We start from the raw sequence: 18,219 nt of genomic DNA, 5'->3' as shown, positions 1-18,219 counted from the left end.
TTAAACCTTAAAAACTCCACTTCCACTTCCACTTAAAAAATAAGCCTCATCAAGAAAAGTTTGCATTTTAGGATAAATTTTTACACAAGGAACAAATAAGTCGTTTAAATCAGTATTTTTGAACTCTAAAATTTCGCTTATTTTGAGTGTTTTGAGTGTTTTGGCTAATTTTATATTAGCTTGTAAATCGTATTTACTCCTATCAAATGCTTGATAAACTTTAGCGCTTGAGCATTCAAAATTTGGAAAAATAAATTTTAATTCATTAAAATCATCTTCAAAATTTTCAACTATTTCACCACAACCGCTAACATTTGCACTACCATATCCACTTAAAAAAAAGATTAAATCAGAGCCAAGTTTTTGGCAAATTTGCTCAAGTTGCTTTTTTGATAATTTTAAATTTAAAGTCTCATTTATCATAAGCAAAAACGCCACTGCATCGGTACTGCTTCCCCCAAGCCCTCCGCCTATAGGGATATTTTTAATAAGTTTTAAGCTTTTGTTTTTAAAAAACTCATTTAACTCATTTGAAAATCCTAAAATTTCTAATTCTTTATAAGTTTTGTGTATGATGGTATCTTGTGTAAAATTTCCTATAATTTCAAAACCATCTTTAGTTTTTTCACTGCTAAATTCTAATTCATCAAAAATATTTTTTAATAAAACAAAACGCGATTGTAGTAAATGATAAGATCTTGAATCAATCCCTGTGATTTTTAAAAAAATATTAGCTTTTGCGTAAGCTTTCATTTTTTAAGCTTTTTACTCAGATCATCAAGTTTTATCGTTTCATCGCTAATTGCATGTAAATTTTCACTTTTTACTTGCTCGATAAGTTCTTTGCGTAGTATCATCAAAGACTTTGGGGCTTCAATACCTATTTTAGCATAACCTTTACCCGTTTGAACTACTTTTATTTCTATATCATCTCCGATTTTTATACTTTCATTTTCTTTTCTTGATAAAATTAACATTTTAATACCTTGTTTAAATAATATTGCACTTGATTATCTTGGATAGAAATGATAGAAAAAAAATCTTTTTCTTCTAAAATATAGCTACCTTCTTCTTGGAATTCTAAATCGTCCAAAAATATTTTTTGTCCATTGTATAATTTATAGGGATATTTTATCGTATTTTTTTTAATATTTAAAAAAGCTAAAGGATTTAATTTTTTTTCGTTTTCATAAAAAAACTTTCCCTCGCTTAAACGCTCTAGTGAGCTTAAAGTTGCATTAATACCAAGTTTTCTAGCAAATAATTCACAATATGAGCGTATGTAAGAGCCTTCGCTTACTGCAATTTCTATAGTTAAAAATGGATGATTATAGTGTAAAATTTTGGTATAAAAAACTTCCATAATGCATGGCTTTAAATTTACTTCATATCCTTTTTTAGCTAATTCATAAGATCTTATGCCATCTATTTTTTTTGCACAATATGCGGGTGGTGTGTAGGTAATTTTTCCTAAAAGCTCATTTTTGATTTGTTCTAGTTTTTCTTTATCAAAAGTATATGTGAGAGTAATTTCTTTGATATTTTGATTATCAAGGCTTAAAGAATGCACACCAAACCAAAGTGTTGCTTTGTAAATTTTTGGATTTTTATCAAAAAAACGGAATAATTTTGTATATTGTCCAAATGCTATTAACAAAACTCCTTTTGCAAAAGGATCAAGTGTTCCTGAAAAACCTGCTTTTTTATTTTTATATTTTTTTTTGAGTTTGCTTAGGAAAGTATTAGAACTCATACCGCTTGGTTTGTAAGCTACAAAGAGTTTATTCATATAGCTTTTTCCACAAAACTTGACATTATCATTCTCTCTATGCCTCCAAAATTAATGGTGAGTTTTTCTTCATTTCCTATTTTACTTACACTAGTAACCCTGCCTATACCAAAAATTTTATGTTTAATTAAATCCCCTTTTTTGTAAGAATTTCTTTGATAATCTAGTGTTAGTTCTTTTTTCATTACATTGCTTTCGCCAAAAAATCTACTTTTTTCTAATCTTGTGCGACTCCCTTTATAAAATCTAGAATTTGCATAACTTAAATAAAGCTTTTTCTTTGCTCTTGTAATAGCTACATAAGCAAGTCTGCGTTCTTCTTCTATATTGCTTGTGTCGCTAGTTAATGGAAAAAATCCTTCTTCTAAGCCTATAATAAAAACATGATCAAATTCAAGTCCTTTGCTAGCGTGAATACTCATAATGCAAATACTTTCTTTATCAAGTCCATCTTGTTCGTTTAATAATGAAATTTCATTCAAAATATCGTCTAAACTATTATAGTTTCCATGGGAAATTTTATCTTTTAAATTTGCATAAAGTTCATCTATGTTTAAAAGCTTATCTTCGCCTTCTGGATTGTCTTTATAGAATTCTTTTATTTTAAACTCATCTTCTAAAGCTAAAATCATTGCAAGTAAATTATTTTTTTCTTTGATTTTATGCATACTTAATATAAATTTTTCTATTTCATTATCTGTTTTTTTGCTAAAAAATCCACTTCCTTGTAAAACACATAAGCTTTCAAATAAAGATAAATGGTTTTCTTTAGCGTAGTTTTCTAATTTTTCTAAACTCGCGTTGCCAAAATTTCTTTTAGGACGATTAATGATGCGTTTAAAAGAATAATCATCATTTAAATTTGAAAGCAATCTTAAATATGAAATAATATCTTTAATTTCAGCTCTTTCATAAAAACGAATTCCGCTTAGTAACTTAAAAGGAATTTTTTCTTTACTAAAAGCTTCTTCAAGAGCGCGAGATAGTGCATTTACTCTATAAAGTATGGCTATTTCACCAGGATTAATTCCTGAATTTAAAAGCTTTGAAACCTCTCTAGCAACCTTAAAACTTTCAATTTTTTCATCATCATTTTGTAAAATTGTTATTTCTTCACCCTTATCTTTGGTGCAGATTAAAGTTTTTCCTAATCTTTTTCTATTATGCTCTATAAGTTCATTTGCAGCTTGCAAAATAGCGCTTGTTGAGCGGTAATTTTGCTCTAGTTTGACTAGTTTTACATTATGAAATTGCTCTTTAAAATTTAAGATATTTTCTATCTTAGCCCCACGCCATCCATAAATGCTTTGATCATCATCACCCACTACGCAGATATTTTCATGAGCTGAGCAAAGTTTTTTTAGAATTTGATATTGCAAAGTATTAGTATCTTGATACTCATCTACTGTAATGTAATTATATTTTTGGCTTTGCTCTTTGGCAAAATTTTCATCTTCTAAAATTTTATTAGTAAGCATTAGTAAATCATCAAAATCCATAAAATTATTTTGCTTTAAAAAATGTTCATATTGCTCATAAATATGAATGATTTCTTCATAATTTTTATTTTTTTCATCTTTTAAAAAGTCTAATTCTTTGCGAATTTCTTCAGCACTTTTACTTTGATTTTTAAAATTTGAAATATAAGCTCCGATACTAGCTAATGAGCTTTTTAAATTTTCACTAGCTAAATCTTTTAAAATTTTCTTTTTATCATCTGTATCAATAATGACAAAATTATTTGCCCTTGAAATTCTTTCACTATATAATCTTAAAAACAATAAGCCAAATTTGTGAAAAGTACATAAAAGCGGATTATGCAAACTTTGATTTTGTAAAAGAGCCAAGGCTCTTGTCTTCATTACATTAGCAGCTTTGTTTGTAAAGGTTAGTGTAAGGGTATTTTGCGCAGGAATGCCCACATGATCAATCAAATAAGCAAGTCTAGTGGTAATGGTTTTAGTTTTTCCACTGCCTGCACCTGCTAGTATAAGCATAGCCCCATCAATGTGCATAATAGCTTCTTTTTGGCTATCGTTTAAATCTTCAAAAAAACTCATCTTTTTAGCAAGTCTTTGTTATTAGGATTATTTAAAAAAGCGTTCATGGATTTTTCTTTTAATTTTTGATCATTTTGCTTTTTAAAATAGTTTGAAAAATTTACAAAAATGATATTATCTTCAACTTGAATTTGAGTAATTGCGCCTAAATCTACTCTAACAAAAGTTGCAAAATCATCAGGACCAAAACCCGCATGAAATTCCATATGTTCATTTGTTAAAACTATAGATTTAAAAGTATAGCCTCCAAGTGCAAAAATGCAGTAAGGATTTTTGCTTACTACATCTAATTCTGGTGGCAAAGGAGGTTCAAGTGTAACAAATTTGGTATTGACTATAATGTTAAATTCAACATCTTCTTGGATTAAAATTTGCAAACATTCATAAATACTTTTTTGCATTAAACTTATAAAACTTTTATTATTTAAAATTTTATCAATCATTGCTTAGCCTTAAAAATTCATTAACTAATATTCTAACTTGCTTTAAGCCTATATTCCAAAACTCATCATTTTCTATATCAAAACCAAACATAGCTACAAGTTCTTTTGGGCTTTTGCTTCCACCACTACTTAAAAACTCAATGTAAATTTGAGTAAAATTAGGACATTTGCCACTTTTGTATAATCCATAAAGTGCTAAAACTAAAAGTTGTGCATAAGCATAAGCATAACAATAAAATGGAGAATGTATAAAATGTGGAATATAAGAATACCAAAGAGCATAATTTTTGGTTAAAGCTACACTATCTTGAAACATTTTTCTTGATTCTTCAAGCCAAATTTCACTTATTTCTTGAGCACTTAATTCTTCTTTTTTAGCGTGAAATCTACGCTCAAAAGTAGTAAAATTAATTTGTCTATAAAGAGTAGCAAAAATATCTTCAATTTTTGCAGCATATAAAGACAAAAGTTCTTCTTTGTCTAAATTTTCTTTAATATAATCAAAAATTAACATTTCAGCAAATACCGAAGCAGTTTCAGCTGTGGTTAAAGGTGTATCTTGATTTAAAAAACTTACTTTATAAGAAAGCTTTTGGTGTATAGTATGTCCTAACTCATGTGCTAGAGTAAAAAGATCGCGTCTTTGATTAGTGTAGTTTAAAAGTATGAAAGGATGACTTAGTGGAGTACTTGAATGAGAGAAAGCACCATTTTGTTTAAATTCTTTAGGATAAACATCAATCCAATTGTTCTCAAAAGCTTCTTTTGCTATCATATAAAAGTCTTTAGAAAATTTTTCAAAAGCTTTTAAAACTATATTTTTTGCCTCATTAAAATCAACTTGCATTTCTTTGCCAATGGGCGCATAACGATCATAATCTTTTAACTTTTTATAGCCTAGAATTTTTTTCTTTGCATTATAAAATTTAGAGACTATATCAAAACTATTTTCACTAGCATTAATTAAGGCATTGACGCTTTTTTTAGAAATTTGATTTCTTATATGTCTTGGAGTTTCTGGATCTTCATAGGATCTTAACTCGCAAATGCTAGCAAGCTCACTTTTAATCATATTGAAAATATATACTAAAAGCTTGTTTTGTTTTTTTAAAGTTTTGCTAAAACATTTTGAAGCTTTTTTTCTAATACTTCTATCTTTATCATAAAGTTTGCTTAGAATTTCTTCTTCGCTTAGCTTTTGTCCTTCGAGATTAAATTTTAAAGTACTAAAAGTTTCATCAAACAATCTTGCAAAAGCATTAGAACCTGTGCTTGATAAAATAAGTATAACTCTTTCTTCTTTTTTAGAAAGATTGTGTTTTTTATGTTTGATAAGATTGTTTAGATAAAACTCATAATCTTTGCAAAATTTTATAAAACTTTTACTTTTATTTTCTTCAAGCTCACAAAATTCAAGCTCAAAAAATAAAAGATTTTCTTCTATCTTTTTGCTTAAATTTTCATATTTTGCATAAAAAGCACCTTTGGTAGTATCTTGAGCAAAGTTTAAATATACATAAGTTAGTATGTGAGAAAGTTTTAAGATTAACTCCTCATAGCCTTTTAAAGCTTGTAAAAATTGTTCATTGTCTAAACTATGAAGATTATTTTCATATTGTTTTTTAAATTCATAAGCTTTTTTTTGAGTTTTTTGTAAAAAAAGATTTAAATCTTGTTCATCTTTAAATAATACACTTAAATTCCAATTTTGCATGGTTTAACTTTCTAAAATGAGTTTTTTTAATACAGCCATTCTAATAGCAACGCCGTTTTTAACTTGGGTTAAAACCTTGCATCTTTTATCAGCCATTACTTCATCACTAATATCAATATTTCTATGGACAGGGCCAGGATGCAAGATGATGAGATTTTTATCTTTAATTAAGTTTTTGCTAATACAAAAATCATTTGCATAATCTTTAAGCGATGCATAGGTTGGTATATTGTGTCTTTCGGTTTGCGTTCTAAGGCTCATAATGATATCTATATCTTCAATAACTTCTTTTAATTTATTTGTTTTATTAATAGGATAATTTGGCATAAAATGAGGTGGGGCTACTAGGGTAATATCTATACCAAAACGAGGTAATAATTCTAAATTTGAAGCAGCAACGCGTGAGTTTTTAATATCTCCTACTATTGCTATTTTTTTACCTTTAATATTATAGTCAAAATGCTCCATTATAGTAAAAAGATCAAGTAAAGCTTGAGTAGGATGAGCATGTTTACCATCACCTCCATTAACTATAGGACAATGAGTATAATTTGCTAAAGTATGAGGAACGCCTGAATTTTTATGTCTGACTACAATAGCATTTGGTGCCATCGCATCTAAATTTGCAGCAGTATCAAAAAGTGTTTCGCCTTTGCTAGAGCTACTTCTTGAAACATCTAGTTTTAAAACTCTAGCACCTAGTCTTCTTGCAGCTGTCTCAAAGCTTGATTGAGTGCGAGTTGAATTTTCGAAAAATATAGTTGTAACACTTTTTCCTTCTAAAAATGTGCGTGGTTTTTCATCTAAAAATTCTTTTGCTTCTTTAAATAAAGCCAAAATTTCATCATTGCTAAAATCTTTCGTAGTAATTAAATGCCTCATAAGTCCTCCTTAAATTTTTAAATTAAGCTCATTATCTGAACAAATTGCACTAAATAAAACATCGGTAGAGCTATTTAATGCAGTTTCAACACTATCTTGGATAACTCCTATGATAAAACCAACCGCAACTACCTGCATAGCTATATCATAATCAATATTAAACAAAGAGCAAGCTAAAGGAATGAGTAAAAGTGAACCTCCAGCAACACCACTGGCTCCACAAGCTGCAAAGGCAGCTAAAACACTTAAAAGCATAGCTTGTAAAAAATTTATTTCAATACCTACCGTATGAGCTGCTGCAAGACTTAGTATAGCTATAGTTACAGCTGCTCCTGCCATATTAATTGTGGCTCCTAGCGGAATGGAAATACTATATAGATTATTATTGATATTTAACTTAGAACAAAGAGCCATATTTACAGGGATATTTGCAGCAGAACTTCTTGTGAAAAATGCAAAAACAGCACTATGTTTTAAACATATAAAAATTAAAGGATAGGGATTTTTTTTTGTATATGCAAATACGATTAAAGCGTTAATTACAAATGCTACAAAAAACATAGTTAAAACTAAAATTATCAATAATTTCATATAGCTTAAAAGCCCTGCTGCTCCTGTTTGAGCAACTGAATTTGCTACAAGTCCAAAAATTCCAAAAGGAGCAAGTTTGACTATGAATTTAACAATTTTTAAAACACCTTCATTGATATCAGTAAAAAGTTGTTTTGCATCATTTGAACAATGTCTTAGAGCAAAACCTCCACCTATAGCCCAAGCTAAAATACTTAAATAATTTCCTGAAGATAAAGCATGAATGGGATTATCAACTATTTGAAATAATAATGTTTTAAATACTTCACCTATATGTGTTGGGCTTGTAGAAGAAGCTTTTTCAATATCGGTTAATACAAGCTCTATAGGAAAAATAAAACTTATGGTAACCGCACTTAAAGAAGCTAAAAAAGTTCCAAATATATATAAAAAAATAATATGTTTGATTTTTTCACTTCCGTGGTTAAATTCTTTTGTGCATATAGTTGTTAATACCAAAATAAAAACTAAAATTGGTGCTATAGCTTTTAATGCACCTGTAAATAAAGCACCAAAGATATTTGCAAAAATAGCTAAGTCTTTAGAAAATACACCTATTAAAATTCCTAAAATAATACCTATGCAAATTTGCAAAATAAGATTTCCATCTTTATAGCGTTTAATTGCACAAGAAAATATATTCATTTTTTACCTTTTTTGTAGTGATTAAATTTTAATTTATTCTAACAAAGTAAAGCTTAAATAAGCTTTTTGATTTTTAAGCTAGCTTGTGATAAGATACTATAAATATTTTATTAATTAAGGAATGTAAAGATTATGTATTTATTTACTTCTGAAGTTGTAAGTGCAGGACATCCTGATAAATGTGCTGATATTATAGCTGATAGTATAGTAGATGAGTTTTTAACTCATGATAAAGATTCAAGAGTTGCTAGCGAGGTTTTTGTAGCAGGAAATAAAGTAGTAATTGGTGGTGAGATTAAATCAAAACATAAGCTAGAAAAACAAGATTATGAAAATATCGTAAAAAAGGCTCTAGCAGACATTGGTTATGATGGACATCCCCATTTTAACAAAAAACAATGCTTACATCCTGATGATTTGGATGTATTGGTGTTTTTAAATGAACAAAGTCCTGATATTAATCAAGGTGTTGATCAAGAAGATGGAGAAATTGGAGCAGGTGATCAAGGGATAATGTTTGGTTTTGCAAGTAATGAAGCAAAAGAATATATGCCGGCTGCTATTTCTTATGCGAGAATGCTTTGTGATAAAGTTTATGAGTTTGCAAAAAACAATCCCGATAAACTTGGGGTAGATATTAAAACTCAAGTTACAATTGATTATACAAATAAAGAAAATTTTGAAAATTGCAAACCACAAAGAATTCATACTATTGTAGTTTCAGCTCCTTGTGTTGAAAATATGAAGATTGAAGATTTAAGAGCTTTAGTGATGGAATTAATTTTAGATTCAAATTTGCCAAAAGAACTTTTTTGTCCAGAAAAAACAAGAATTTTGATTAATCCTACTGGAAAATATGTAAATCATAGCTCGTTACACGATAGTGGTTTAACAGGAAGAAAGCTTATAGTGGATAGTTTTGGAGGTTATGCTCCAATAGGCGGTGGTGCACAATCTTCTAAAGATTACACAAAAGTAGATAGGAGCGGACTTTATGCTGCAAGATGGCTTGCAAAAAATATAGTAGCAGCAGGTCTTGCTAAAAAATGTATAGTACAACTTTCCTATGCTATAGGTGTGGCCAAGCCAACTTCTGTGAGTGTGGATTGTATGGGAACAAATACAAGATTAAATGATGATATTTTAAGTGATTTTGTAATGAAAACTTTCCCTTTGACACCAAATTGGATTAAAAATAAATTTAATCTTGATAAACCTAGTAAAGATACTTTTATGTATGCTGATGTAGCTGCTCGTGGTCAAGTGGGGCAGGCTGATTATCCTTGGGAAAAATTAGATGCGGTTGATGAATTTAAAACACTATAAAATGAAGCTTTTAAGCTTCATTTTTCTTTAAAAATTTTTCTTTTATTTTCACAACCAACATTTCTTTAGATTTTATTACTGCATTTTCTTTTCCATTAACCGCATGATATATACTGACATTGTAATTATTTGCATAAAAACGCATTAGAAAATTTTGTAATTTGTATTCACTTGAAAAATTAAACCAAGCATTATTCGAAATAGCTATGATGATTTTTGAGTGTTTGTAAAGTTTTTCTTTGGTGGCTTCAAAACAAATAGCATTGGTGATGAGTTGATTGTTTAGATTGTATTGATTTAATTCCTTTCCTTTTGAAAATTCATCAATGTTTAAAAGGTATTTTTTAAAAAAGTTTTTAAATATAGGAATTTCTTCTCCAAAAGGCACAAGATAATGTTTGTTGAAAACTTCTATTTTTCCATTATTGAAAACATAAGTGCTATTATAAAGATGATTAGGCGCGGCACTAATAGCGCCCGTGATGATAATAATTTGTTTTGATAGTTCTTTTAGACTTTGTAAATAGCTTGGTGCTTTATTTAGGGCAAATGCAAAGGCAGTTTCTGGAAAAACAATCACTTCTTTATCTTCTTTTATAGCTTGATTTATTTGATAAAAAATTTCTTTAGAATGGGCTTGTAAATTTTCTTGTATAAATTTTTGATCTTGAGAGATAGTAGTTTGGATTAATTTATAGTCTAAATTTAGTGTTTGTGGTTGTTTTTGATTGTATTGTACGCCGATTAGAATAAGAATTAGAATGATTGCTATTTTGTAATATCTTGAAATATATTTTTCATAATAAAAATAAGCAATTAAAAACATAGTTATAATACCTTGATAACTTGCATCAAAGATCCCATATACACTTAAAACACCCCAATTTAACCAATCAAAGCCAAAAGGATGAACAAAACTAAGCAAGAAAATTCCACAAAGTCTTAAAAAATCATATTTAAGAAAAAAACATATTAAAAATAAAATTCCATAAATAACACCAATTAATAAAATTTCTAAAGGGATTAAATAAACTAGATTAAAGTAAATTGAAGATAGACCTATCCACCAAAACCACAAAATTCCTATAAAAAATCCAGTATAAAAATATCCAATTATGCTTTTGTTTCTTAATAGTAAAACTAAACCATAAATACTTAAAAAAGGTGATATAAATTCAAAAAATAAATTTTCAAAAAAAGAAAAATAAATAAAATTTGATAATAAAAGTGCAGAAAAAAAGGCTTTTATTATTTTAAAAATGGTAGAATTAGAATTTATGAATTTAAAAAAAAGGGGAAGAAATGGCAGAAAACGGAAATATTTGGACTTCATTGTTGCCTCTCATTGTGCTTTTTGCGATTTTTTATTTTTTGGTTATTAGACCACAACAAAAACAAGCAAAAGACCATAAATTAATGGTTTTATCTTTAGAAAAAGGAGATAAAATCATCACAAATGGTGGGATAATTTGCGAGGTGGTAAAACCAGAAGAAGATTTTATCAAAGTTAAGCTTAACGATGAAAATGTAGTTGTAAAAATTTCTAGAGATTTTATAGCAAAGAAAATTGATGCGTAGTGGAAAAATTACTTACAGAAGTATTATTTTCTTTGTAGTTTTTCTTATAGGACTTGTTTTTTCTATACCTTCTTTTATGCAAACCCAAAGTGGTGCTAAGATCAATTTAGGGCTTGACTTGCAAGGCGGTTTGCATATGTTATTGGGTGTAGAAGTGGAAGAGGCTGTTAAATCAAAGGTTAAATCTATAGCTTCTTCTCTTAGTTATTCAATTAATAAAGAAGATATTATTGTCGATAAAATCAAAGTAAATGATACTAGTATTGAATTTACCTTATTAGATGAAAATGATATGGCTAAAGTCGATTTATTATTAAAAGATATTAAAGGTTTAGCTATTACACATGAAAATTTACACTACATGCTTTCTTTAACCCAAGAAGAAATCAAACAAACTCATGAACAAGCTATTTTGCAAGCTGTAGAAACTATTAGAAATAGACTTGATCAATTTGGTCTTGCAGAGCCAAATGTTGCAAGATCTGGTGAAGATAAAATTCTTGTGGAACTTCCAGGTATAAAAACTGCCGCAGATGAGGCTAGAGCTAGAGAGCTTATTGCAAAAGCTGCGCATTTGCAATTAATGGAAGTTGATGATGTTAGAATGGATCAAGTAAATAATCTTACTCCAAGCCAAGCGGCTGAATACGGAGATTTGATTTTAGAAGATGCTAAAAATCCTCAAATTAAATATCTTGTAAAATCCATACCTATTCTTGATGGTTCTATGCTAACAGATGCTAAAGTAGGTTTTGCACAAAGTAATAATCTTCCAGTGATTAATTTTACTTTAAATTCAGAAGGTGCGAAAAAATTTGGAGATTACACAGGAAATAATGTAGGAAAACGCTTAGCTATAGTTTTAGATAATAAAGTATATTCAGCTCCAAGAATCAATGAAAGAATAGGCGGAGGTAGTGGTCAAATTAGCGGTAGTTTTAGTGTTGAAGAAGCTCATGATGTGGCTATTGCTCTAAGAAGTGGAGCGCTTTTGGCGCCAGTTAAAATGCTTGAAAAAAGAAGTGTTGGTCCATCTTTAGGTGCTGATAGTATTAAAATGAGTATGATAGCTTTAGCAGGTGCTTCTATATTGGTTATTGCTTTTATGGTGATATATTATGGTATAGCAGGAATTTTTGCCAATATTGCTTTGGTTGCAAATATTTTAGTAATCATTGCTGTAATGGCTATGTTTGGAGCCACATTAACTTTACCAGGTATGGCAGGACTTGTCTTAACTGTAGGTATGGCAGTTGATGCAAATGTTATTATTAATGAAAGAATTAGAGAATTATTGCGAGAAGGTGCTAGTATAAGACAAAGTGTCGAAAGTGGTTATAAACACGCAATGAGTGCAATTTTGGATTCAAATATTACTTCACTTATTACTTCAATAGTTCTTTATGCTTATGGAACAGGTGCAGTAAAAGGTTTTGCAGTAACTTTAAGTATAGGAATTTTAGTTTCAATGATTACTGCCATTGTGGGAACGCATGGTATGTTTGAAATGTTTATGAATCGTATGGAAAAAAGTAATAATACAAGATTATGGTTTGGATATAGGAGACCTTGATGCAATTTTTTAGTCAAAAACATGTTTATGATTTTATGAGAATGAGATTTGCAGCCATCTCTTTATCTTTTATTTTATTTTTTGGTTCTATTTTTATCCTTTTTACCAAAGGTTTAAATTTTGGTATTGATTTTACCGGTGGAACCTTAGTGCAACTTCAATATGAGCAAAAGGCTCCTTTAGCTGAAATTCGTAAAGCTTTAGCTGTCAATGAAAATTTAAAAGGTGCTAGTGTAACTGAGTTTGGTAGTGCAAATGAAGTGATTGTTCGTTTTTCAGGAAGTAGTGATAGTTTAGGAAGTGATATTGGACAAAGTGTTGCGAATTTATTAAAAGATACAGGTAAATTTGAAGTGCGTCGTGTGGATGTGGTAGGTCCAAAAGTAGGAGATGAGCTGCGTAATAAAGGACTTATGGCAGTAGGAATTTCTTTAATTGCTATTTTGATTTATTTGGCAGTAAGATTTGAATGGCGTTTTGCTATGGCTTCTATTGTGTGTGAAATTCATGATATAGTTATCACTTTAGGTGCTATTGCTTTATTTGAAATAGATGTAAATTTAGATATTTTAGCGGCTGTTTTAACTGTGCTTGGGTATTCTTTAAATGATACAATTATTATTTTTGATAGAATTAGAGAAGGTGTTAAAACAAGCAAAAATTCAAAGCTTGATTTAATTATTAACGAATCTGTCTCGGCAACCTTATCAAGAACTACTTTAACTACAGGTTTAACTTTAATCACTGTTGTTGTGCTTTATTTCTTTGGTGGATCTATGATAGAAGGTTTTGCATTAACAATGATAGTAGGTATTGTAGCAGGTACTGCAAGTTCTATATTTGTGGCAAGTCCAGCACTTTTATGGTTTAAATTTAGTGTTATGAACTATCGTCAAAAAGAATTAGAAAAATTAAAAAAGAAACAAGAAAAAGAAAAATTAAGATCCATGTATGAAAAAGGAACGGTGTAAAAATGAACTGGGGTAAGGTTATATATATATTTTTTGCTTTAATGAGTTTAACAACAACCGCAGGTTTTTTATATGATCAAAATGAAGTTGCGTTGTTTGTTGCAGCTTGTGTGAATTTAGTTTCTACTTTATTAAAAATTGGAGTTAGAAATTTCTTAGCAGCAGAATTATTTGCAAGTTCTTTGGTTGCTGATTTGCATTTAATTCCAGCTTTTGTTTTAATCCAAATTAATCCTAGTGCCAATGTGATGGTTTATACTTTAGCTATAGGAGCCTTAATAGCTAATATTTTTTCAATGATTTTAGTTATAGTAGATTCAGTGAAAAATCAAGAAGAAAATTAGGAGCAAAAAATGGCATATGAAGCAGGTAAAATAGAAAAAAAATGGCAAAAAATTTGGCAAGATAAAGAGTATTTTGAACCAAAAGATGATTTTTCTTTACCTAAAAAATATATTTTATCTATGTTTCCATATCCAAGCGGTAGAATTCATATGGGACATGTGAGAAATTATAGCATAGGCGATGCTATGGCTAGATATTATAGAAAAAAAGGTTTTAATGTCTTACATCCTATAGGTTTTGATAGTTTTGGTATGCCTGCTGAAAATGCTGCAATTAAACATGGTATCCATCCTAAAAAATGGACTTATGAAAACATTGATTATATGCAAAATGAACTTGCATCTTTAGGTTTTTCTTTTTCTAAAAAAAGAATGTTTGCTACTTCTGATCCTTTATATACTAAATTTGAGCAAGAATTTTTTATCAAAATGTATGAAAAAGATTTGATTTACACAAAAGAAGCTGAAGTTAATTGGTGTGAGAATGATAAAACTGTTTTAGCAAATGAGCAAGTTGAAGATGGTAAATGTTGGCGTTGTGGACATGAAGTTGTTAGAAAAAAAATGCCAGGATATTATGTTAAAATCACTGCTTATGCAGATGAGTTATTACAAGATCTTAAAAAACTAGAAGGAAAGTGGCCAAGTCAAGTTTTAACTATGCAAGAAAATTGGATTGGTAAAAGTATAGGACTTAGCTTTGATTTTGATTTAGAAGAAAATGATAAAGTAAGTGCAAAAAAAATTAATGTATTTACTACAAGAGCTGAGACTATTTATGGGGTATCATATATAGCTTTAGCACCTGATCATGAAATAGTAAATGAATTAATTGATAAAAAATTGCTAGATCAAGATGTTATAACAAAAATTCAAAACATACAAAATCAAACACCACGCCAAAGACAAGTTGCTAGTAAAGAAGGATATTTTTTAAATCTTTATGCAATTCATCCATTAAATGGTGAGAAAATTCCTTTATGGATAGCAAATTTTGTTTTAAGTGATTATGGTAGCGGTGCTATTATGAGCGTGCCTGCTCATGATGAAAGAGATTATGAGTTTGCAAAAACTTATAGTTTAGCTATAAAAAAAGTAGTTTATAAAGATGAAAATGATACACAATGTTATACTTTAAAAGAAGGTGTTTTGGTTAATAGCGGTGAATTTGATCAACTAGAATGTGATGAAGCTAGAGAAAAAATTAGTTTAAAATTTGAATCTTTAGGAATTGGTAAAAGGATTACAAATTTTAAAATTCGTGATTGGGGTGTTTCTAGACAAAGGTATTGGGGTGCCCCTATACCAATGATTAAGTGTAACTCTTGTGGCATAGTTCCTCAAAAAATAGAAAATTTACCTATTACTTTGCCTGAAGATGTGGTGATAAATGGAGAGGGAAATCCACTTGATAAGCATGAGATATGGAAAGAATGTATTTGTCCAAAATGTGGAAAAAATGCACAAAAAGAAAGTGATACTTTAGATACTTTCTTTGAAAGTTCTTGGTATTTTGCGCGTTTTGCAAGTAATGATAAAACTTGGAAAGAAAAAGCAATAGATGAAAAAAGTGTAAATTATTGGATGAATGTTGATGAATATATTGGCGGGATTGAACATGCAATTTTACATTTACTTTATGCTAGATTTTTCCAAAAAGCACTTAGAGATTTGGGGTATTTAAAAGACGATGAACCTTTTAATAGACTTTTAACCCAAGGAATGGTCACTAAAGATGGTGCTAAGATGAGTAAGTCTAAGGGGAATGTGGTTGATCCTGATTATATTATAGAAAAATATGGGGCAGATAGTGCAAGATTGTTTATACTTTTTGCAGCACCACCTGCTAAAGAACTTGAATGGAACGATAGTGCACTAGAGGGTGCGTTTAAATTTATCAATAGGCTTTATGAAAAGGCTATGAGTTTAGAAAGTGGAGAATTAAAAGAAATTGACCACCAAAGCTTAAATAAAGAAGAAAAATATGCTAGATTAAAAGTATATGAAGCTTTGAAAAAATCTTTTGAAGTTTATGAAGAAAGTTTTGCTTTTAATACTTTGATAGCTGCATGTATGGAAGCTTTAAATGCCTTAAATGCTATAAGTCATAAAGAAGTTTCAAGAGAGGCTTTTTATATTATTTTAAATATTTTAGAACCAATTATCCCTCATGTGTGTTTTGAACTTAGTGAATATTTGTTTAAGTGTGAGAATTTTAAAGTGCTAAAATTAAAAGATGAAGTTTTTGTTAAAGATAGTTTTACTATAGCTATTAGTGTCAATGGTAAAAAAAGAGCACAAATAGAAATATCTTCAGATGCTAACAAAGAACAAGTTTTAAATTTGGCAAAAGAAAGTGTTTGTAAATGGCTAGAAGGAAAGACTATAGTAAAAGAAATTTACATTGATAATAAATTGGTAAATTTGGTGATTAAATGAAAAAATATTTAGTATCTTTTTTTGCGTTTTTCATCATAGCTTGTGGATATATTCCATCTTCGCAGATGGCAAGTAAGGTTTTGGGCGAAAATGTATTTTTAAAAATTAACATTAGCAAGCAAGATCCTGAAAATAGTGTATATATCACAGATATTTTAAGAGAAACAATGCTTAACAAGCTTGGTAGGAAAATAACAGATGAGTATAATGCAGATAGTTCTATTATTGTTACAATGAAAAAACTAGATTTTCATCCTATGGTCTATGATAAAAATGGTTATGTAATTAATTATAAAGCACAGCTTTATTTGGAATTTATTTTGCGTTATAAAAATGGAAAAGAAGAAATTATAAATACAAGAGGAAGTTATAATTTTGATATTAATCCAAACTCTATCATTAGTGATCAAGCTAGATTTGAAGCAATTAAAAACGCTTCAAGCGAAGCATTTGATGAATTTGTTTCTATTATAGCTATTAGGGGTTATAGATAAAATGGCAAGTCATATTAGTGAAATTGCTAAAGAAACATTAATAAAATTAAAAGAACGCAAGCTATATCCAACTCCTGAAAATTATAGTGAAGTTTTTGAAGAATGTGCTAAAAAAGCTGGAGTGGCAAGTTTTAACAAGACTAGAATAGAAAAATATACTAATTTATTAGATGATTCTTATAGACAAGAATTAAAAAGAAAAAGTATCCGTACGATTGATGAGTTTTTAATGTATCTAGTTTCTAGGCTTAATAGGCAAGTTAGTAGAAAATATGAAGATGTATATGCATTGCTTGAGCTTATCATACATCAGCTTGGTATAAGCAAAGACAAAAAAATTAAAGAATTAGCTCAAATTACTCAACATAGATTATCACAAGCTATGGATATAGAAACTATATATCTTTTAAGAGCTAAATGGCGGGAATTAGAAAAAAGCTATGAAGATAACGAGCTTTTAAAAAAACTAGAGGAATTTAACATACGCTCTTTTTTGGATTTTCATGTTTTGGTGGAAAAACTTATCAGTATGTTAAAAGAGCGTTCTTATGAAAAACAAGCTGAACTTTTACTTGCTTCTTTGGAGCCTTTATTTGGAGAAAGCAAAGAGGTAGAGCAATTTAAACAAAATTTAAAAGAAAATCCTAGGTTAATTGCTAGAAAAGAATTTGCACATGAGTATTGTTTAATGTTGCAAAAAAAAGAAGCAATAGATAAATATTATATACAAAAAAATCTTTCTTTTTTCAATCAACATTTAGAAAGCTTAAATGAAATGGTGGCTAAGCTTTATGACAATAGCCAAGAAGATGTGAAATTTATTAATAATCTTACGAAAGATGAAAATGGAAATGTTCAAGTTAATTTCGATATTTTAAAAGATAAATTATTATATGCTAATGAACAAATTGCACAAATTAAAACTCAAATCCAAGCAACAAGTGATGATGAACAAAGAGAGCAATGGAATTTAGCCAAAGAGTTAAAAAAATTAGATGAAAACTATAAACTTTATGCTGTTAATTATGCTTTGTGCTTTTTTAAGATTAATAATATAGAACATGTAATCAATGCTTATGGAATTGATAGCTTTAAAACTATCAGTGATAAATTTAAAAAAATATTAAAAGATTTATGTAAAGGTTCTGAAGAAATTTGGATTTTAGATGAAAGTTCTTATTTGATTATTTTTCCTGGACAAAATATACAAGCAGCTCAAGTTTATACAGAGAAATCTTTAAAACTTATAGATGATTATAAATTTATTTATAAAGAAGAAGTGGTTAAACTTGTAATCTCATCATCTTATATAGAAAAAAAAGAATTTGGTGATGGCGATATTTTAAAAGAATTAATCGATAAAGCTTAAA

Annotated in this window: 17 protein-coding genes; 8 read left to right on the top strand and 9 right to left on the bottom strand. The window is 28.9% G+C overall.

Annotation, left to right across the window (positions count from 1 at the left end):
• Genes CARM_RS05445 through sstT form a run of 8 tightly spaced genes read right to left on the bottom strand, consistent with a single transcriptional unit; the run spans position 1 to position 8,124 of the window.
• Positions 1–753: a 4-(cytidine 5'-diphospho)-2-C-methyl-D-erythritol kinase gene (locus CARM_RS05445; protein WP_139425781.1), complete on the bottom strand. Its 753-nt coding sequence runs from the start codon at positions 751–753 to the stop codon at positions 1–3.
• Entirely contained in the window at positions 750–977 is a 228-nt protein-coding gene (gene csrA / locus CARM_RS05440; RefSeq protein ID WP_012661763.1) for a carbon storage regulator CsrA, read from the bottom strand. Before csrA ends, CARM_RS05445 begins: the two co-directional genes overlap by 4 nt.
• The gene (gene truB, locus CARM_RS05435) at positions 971–1,789 is read right to left on the bottom strand and encodes a tRNA pseudouridine(55) synthase TruB (RefSeq protein WP_139425783.1); all 819 of its coding nucleotides are present in this window, start codon (positions 1,787–1,789) and stop codon (positions 971–973) included. The genes csrA and truB overlap by 7 nt, the downstream gene beginning before the upstream one ends.
• Positions 1,786–3,849, bottom strand: a complete 2,064-nt coding sequence (locus CARM_RS05430) for an ATP-dependent helicase (RefSeq protein ID WP_139425785.1) — start codon at positions 3,847–3,849, stop codon at positions 1,786–1,788. The genes truB and CARM_RS05430 overlap by 4 nt, the downstream gene beginning before the upstream one ends.
• The gene (locus CARM_RS05425) at positions 3,846–4,292 is read right to left on the bottom strand and encodes a hypothetical protein (RefSeq protein WP_139425787.1); all 447 of its coding nucleotides are present in this window, start codon (positions 4,290–4,292) and stop codon (positions 3,846–3,848) included. The genes CARM_RS05430 and CARM_RS05425 overlap by 4 nt, the downstream gene beginning before the upstream one ends.
• Positions 4,285–6,006: a M3 family oligoendopeptidase gene (locus CARM_RS05420; RefSeq protein WP_139425789.1), complete on the bottom strand. Its 1,722-nt coding sequence runs from the start codon at positions 6,004–6,006 to the stop codon at positions 4,285–4,287. Before CARM_RS05420 ends, CARM_RS05425 begins: the two co-directional genes overlap by 8 nt.
• Before the next feature lie 3 nt (positions 6,007–6,009).
• Positions 6,010–6,888 (bottom strand): aspartate carbamoyltransferase catalytic subunit, encoded by an 879-nt coding sequence (locus CARM_RS05415; protein ID WP_139425791.1) that lies wholly within the window; start codon positions 6,886–6,888, stop codon positions 6,010–6,012.
• A gap of 9 nt (positions 6,889–6,897) precedes the next feature.
• On the bottom strand, positions 6,898–8,124 hold the full coding sequence (sstT, locus tag CARM_RS05410) for a serine/threonine transporter SstT (protein WP_412842198.1): 1,227 nt from the start codon (positions 8,122–8,124) through the stop codon (positions 6,898–6,900).
• 132 nt (positions 8,125–8,256) lie between these two features.
• Between sstT and metK the strand changes: the two genes are divergently transcribed.
• Complete coding sequence (metK, locus tag CARM_RS05405; protein ID WP_139425793.1) at positions 8,257–9,450, top strand: methionine adenosyltransferase; 1,194 nt, start codon at positions 8,257–8,259, stop codon at positions 9,448–9,450.
• 10 nt (positions 9,451–9,460) lie between these two features.
• Here metK and CARM_RS05400 read toward each other — a convergent pair whose 3' ends face one another.
• Entirely contained in the window at positions 9,461–10,783 is a 1,323-nt protein-coding gene (locus CARM_RS05400; protein ID WP_139425794.1) for an apolipoprotein N-acyltransferase, read from the bottom strand.
• On the opposite strand from CARM_RS05400, the gene yajC reads away from it, so the two are divergent.
• From yajC to CARM_RS05365, 7 genes are read left to right on the top strand one after another with little or no spacing between them, the layout of a single operon-like run.
• The gene (gene yajC / locus CARM_RS05395; RefSeq protein ID WP_012661754.1) at positions 10,753–11,028 is read left to right on the top strand and encodes a preprotein translocase subunit YajC; all 276 of its coding nucleotides are present in this window, start codon (positions 10,753–10,755) and stop codon (positions 11,026–11,028) included. The two genes, CARM_RS05400 and yajC, sit on opposite strands and share 31 nt — an antisense overlap.
• Entirely contained in the window at positions 11,021–12,601 is a 1,581-nt protein-coding gene (gene secD, locus CARM_RS05390) for a protein translocase subunit SecD (protein ID WP_139425796.1), read from the top strand. Before yajC ends, secD begins: the two co-directional genes overlap by 8 nt.
• A complete protein-coding gene (gene secF / locus CARM_RS05385) occupies positions 12,601–13,572 on the top strand; it encodes a protein translocase subunit SecF (protein WP_139425798.1) in 972 nt (323 codons plus the stop codon). The genes secD and secF overlap by 1 nt, the downstream gene beginning before the upstream one ends.
• 2 nt (positions 13,573–13,574) lie before the next feature.
• A complete protein-coding gene (locus tag CARM_RS05380; protein WP_139425800.1) occupies positions 13,575–13,916 on the top strand; it encodes a DUF6394 family protein in 342 nt (113 codons plus the stop codon).
• 9 nt (positions 13,917–13,925) lie between these two features.
• Positions 13,926–16,355: a leucine--tRNA ligase gene (leuS, locus tag CARM_RS05375; protein WP_139425801.1), complete on the top strand. Its 2,430-nt coding sequence runs from the start codon at positions 13,926–13,928 to the stop codon at positions 16,353–16,355.
• Entirely contained in the window at positions 16,352–16,849 is a 498-nt protein-coding gene (gene lptE, locus CARM_RS05370; RefSeq protein ID WP_139425803.1) for an LPS assembly lipoprotein LptE, read from the top strand. The genes leuS and lptE overlap by 4 nt, the downstream gene beginning before the upstream one ends.
• Before the next feature lies 1 nt (position 16,850).
• Positions 16,851–18,218: a hypothetical protein gene (locus CARM_RS05365; RefSeq protein ID WP_139425805.1), complete on the top strand. Its 1,368-nt coding sequence runs from the start codon at positions 16,851–16,853 to the stop codon at positions 18,216–18,218.
• The last annotated feature ends 1 nt before the right edge of the window (position 18,219 follow it).

Origin of the sequence: Campylobacter armoricus (assembly GCF_013372105.1) — a bacterium.
Taxonomy (GTDB): Bacteria; Campylobacterota; Campylobacteria; order Campylobacterales; family Campylobacteraceae; genus Campylobacter_D; species Campylobacter_D armoricus.
The sequence above is the reverse complement of the archived record's forward strand: the minus strand, read 5'-3'. Positions and strand labels throughout refer to the sequence as shown.

Coding starts and splice junctions, on each gene's coding strand:
- secD (WP_139425796.1), top strand. CDS start 11,021: ATGCGTAGTGGAAAAATTACTTACAGAAGTATTATTTTCTTTGTAGTT.
- CARM_RS05415 (WP_139425791.1), bottom strand. CDS start 6,888: ATGAGGCATTTAATTACTACGAAAGATTTTAGCAATGATGAAATTTTG.
- CARM_RS05430 (WP_139425785.1), bottom strand. CDS start 3,849: ATGAGTTTTTTTGAAGATTTAAACGATAGCCAAAAAGAAGCTATTATG.
- lptE (WP_139425803.1), top strand. CDS start 16,352: ATGAAAAAATATTTAGTATCTTTTTTTGCGTTTTTCATCATAGCTTGT.
- CARM_RS05420 (WP_139425789.1), bottom strand. CDS start 6,006: ATGCAAAATTGGAATTTAAGTGTATTATTTAAAGATGAACAAGATTTA.
- CARM_RS05425 (WP_139425787.1), bottom strand. CDS start 4,292: ATGATTGATAAAATTTTAAATAATAAAAGTTTTATAAGTTTAATGCAA.
- CARM_RS05365 (WP_139425805.1), top strand. CDS start 16,851: ATGGCAAGTCATATTAGTGAAATTGCTAAAGAAACATTAATAAAATTA.
- leuS (WP_139425801.1), top strand. CDS start 13,926: ATGGCATATGAAGCAGGTAAAATAGAAAAAAAATGGCAAAAAATTTGG.
- CARM_RS05445 (WP_139425781.1), bottom strand. CDS start 753: ATGAAAGCTTACGCAAAAGCTAATATTTTTTTAAAAATCACAGGGATT.
- CARM_RS05400 (WP_139425794.1), bottom strand. CDS start 10,783: ATGAAGTCCAAATATTTCCGTTTTCTGCCATTTCTTCCCCTTTTTTTT.
- yajC (WP_012661754.1), top strand. CDS start 10,753: ATGGCAGAAAACGGAAATATTTGGACTTCATTGTTGCCTCTCATTGTG.
- sstT (WP_412842198.1), bottom strand. CDS start 8,124: ATGAATATATTTTCTTGTGCAATTAAACGCTATAAAGATGGAAATCTT.
- truB (WP_139425783.1), bottom strand. CDS start 1,789: ATGAATAAACTCTTTGTAGCTTACAAACCAAGCGGTATGAGTTCTAAT.
- secF (WP_139425798.1), top strand. CDS start 12,601: ATGCAATTTTTTAGTCAAAAACATGTTTATGATTTTATGAGAATGAGA.
- CARM_RS05380 (WP_139425800.1), top strand. CDS start 13,575: ATGAACTGGGGTAAGGTTATATATATATTTTTTGCTTTAATGAGTTTA.
- metK (WP_139425793.1), top strand. CDS start 8,257: ATGTATTTATTTACTTCTGAAGTTGTAAGTGCAGGACATCCTGATAAA.
- csrA (WP_012661763.1), bottom strand. CDS start 977: ATGTTAATTTTATCAAGAAAAGAAAATGAAAGTATAAAAATCGGAGAT.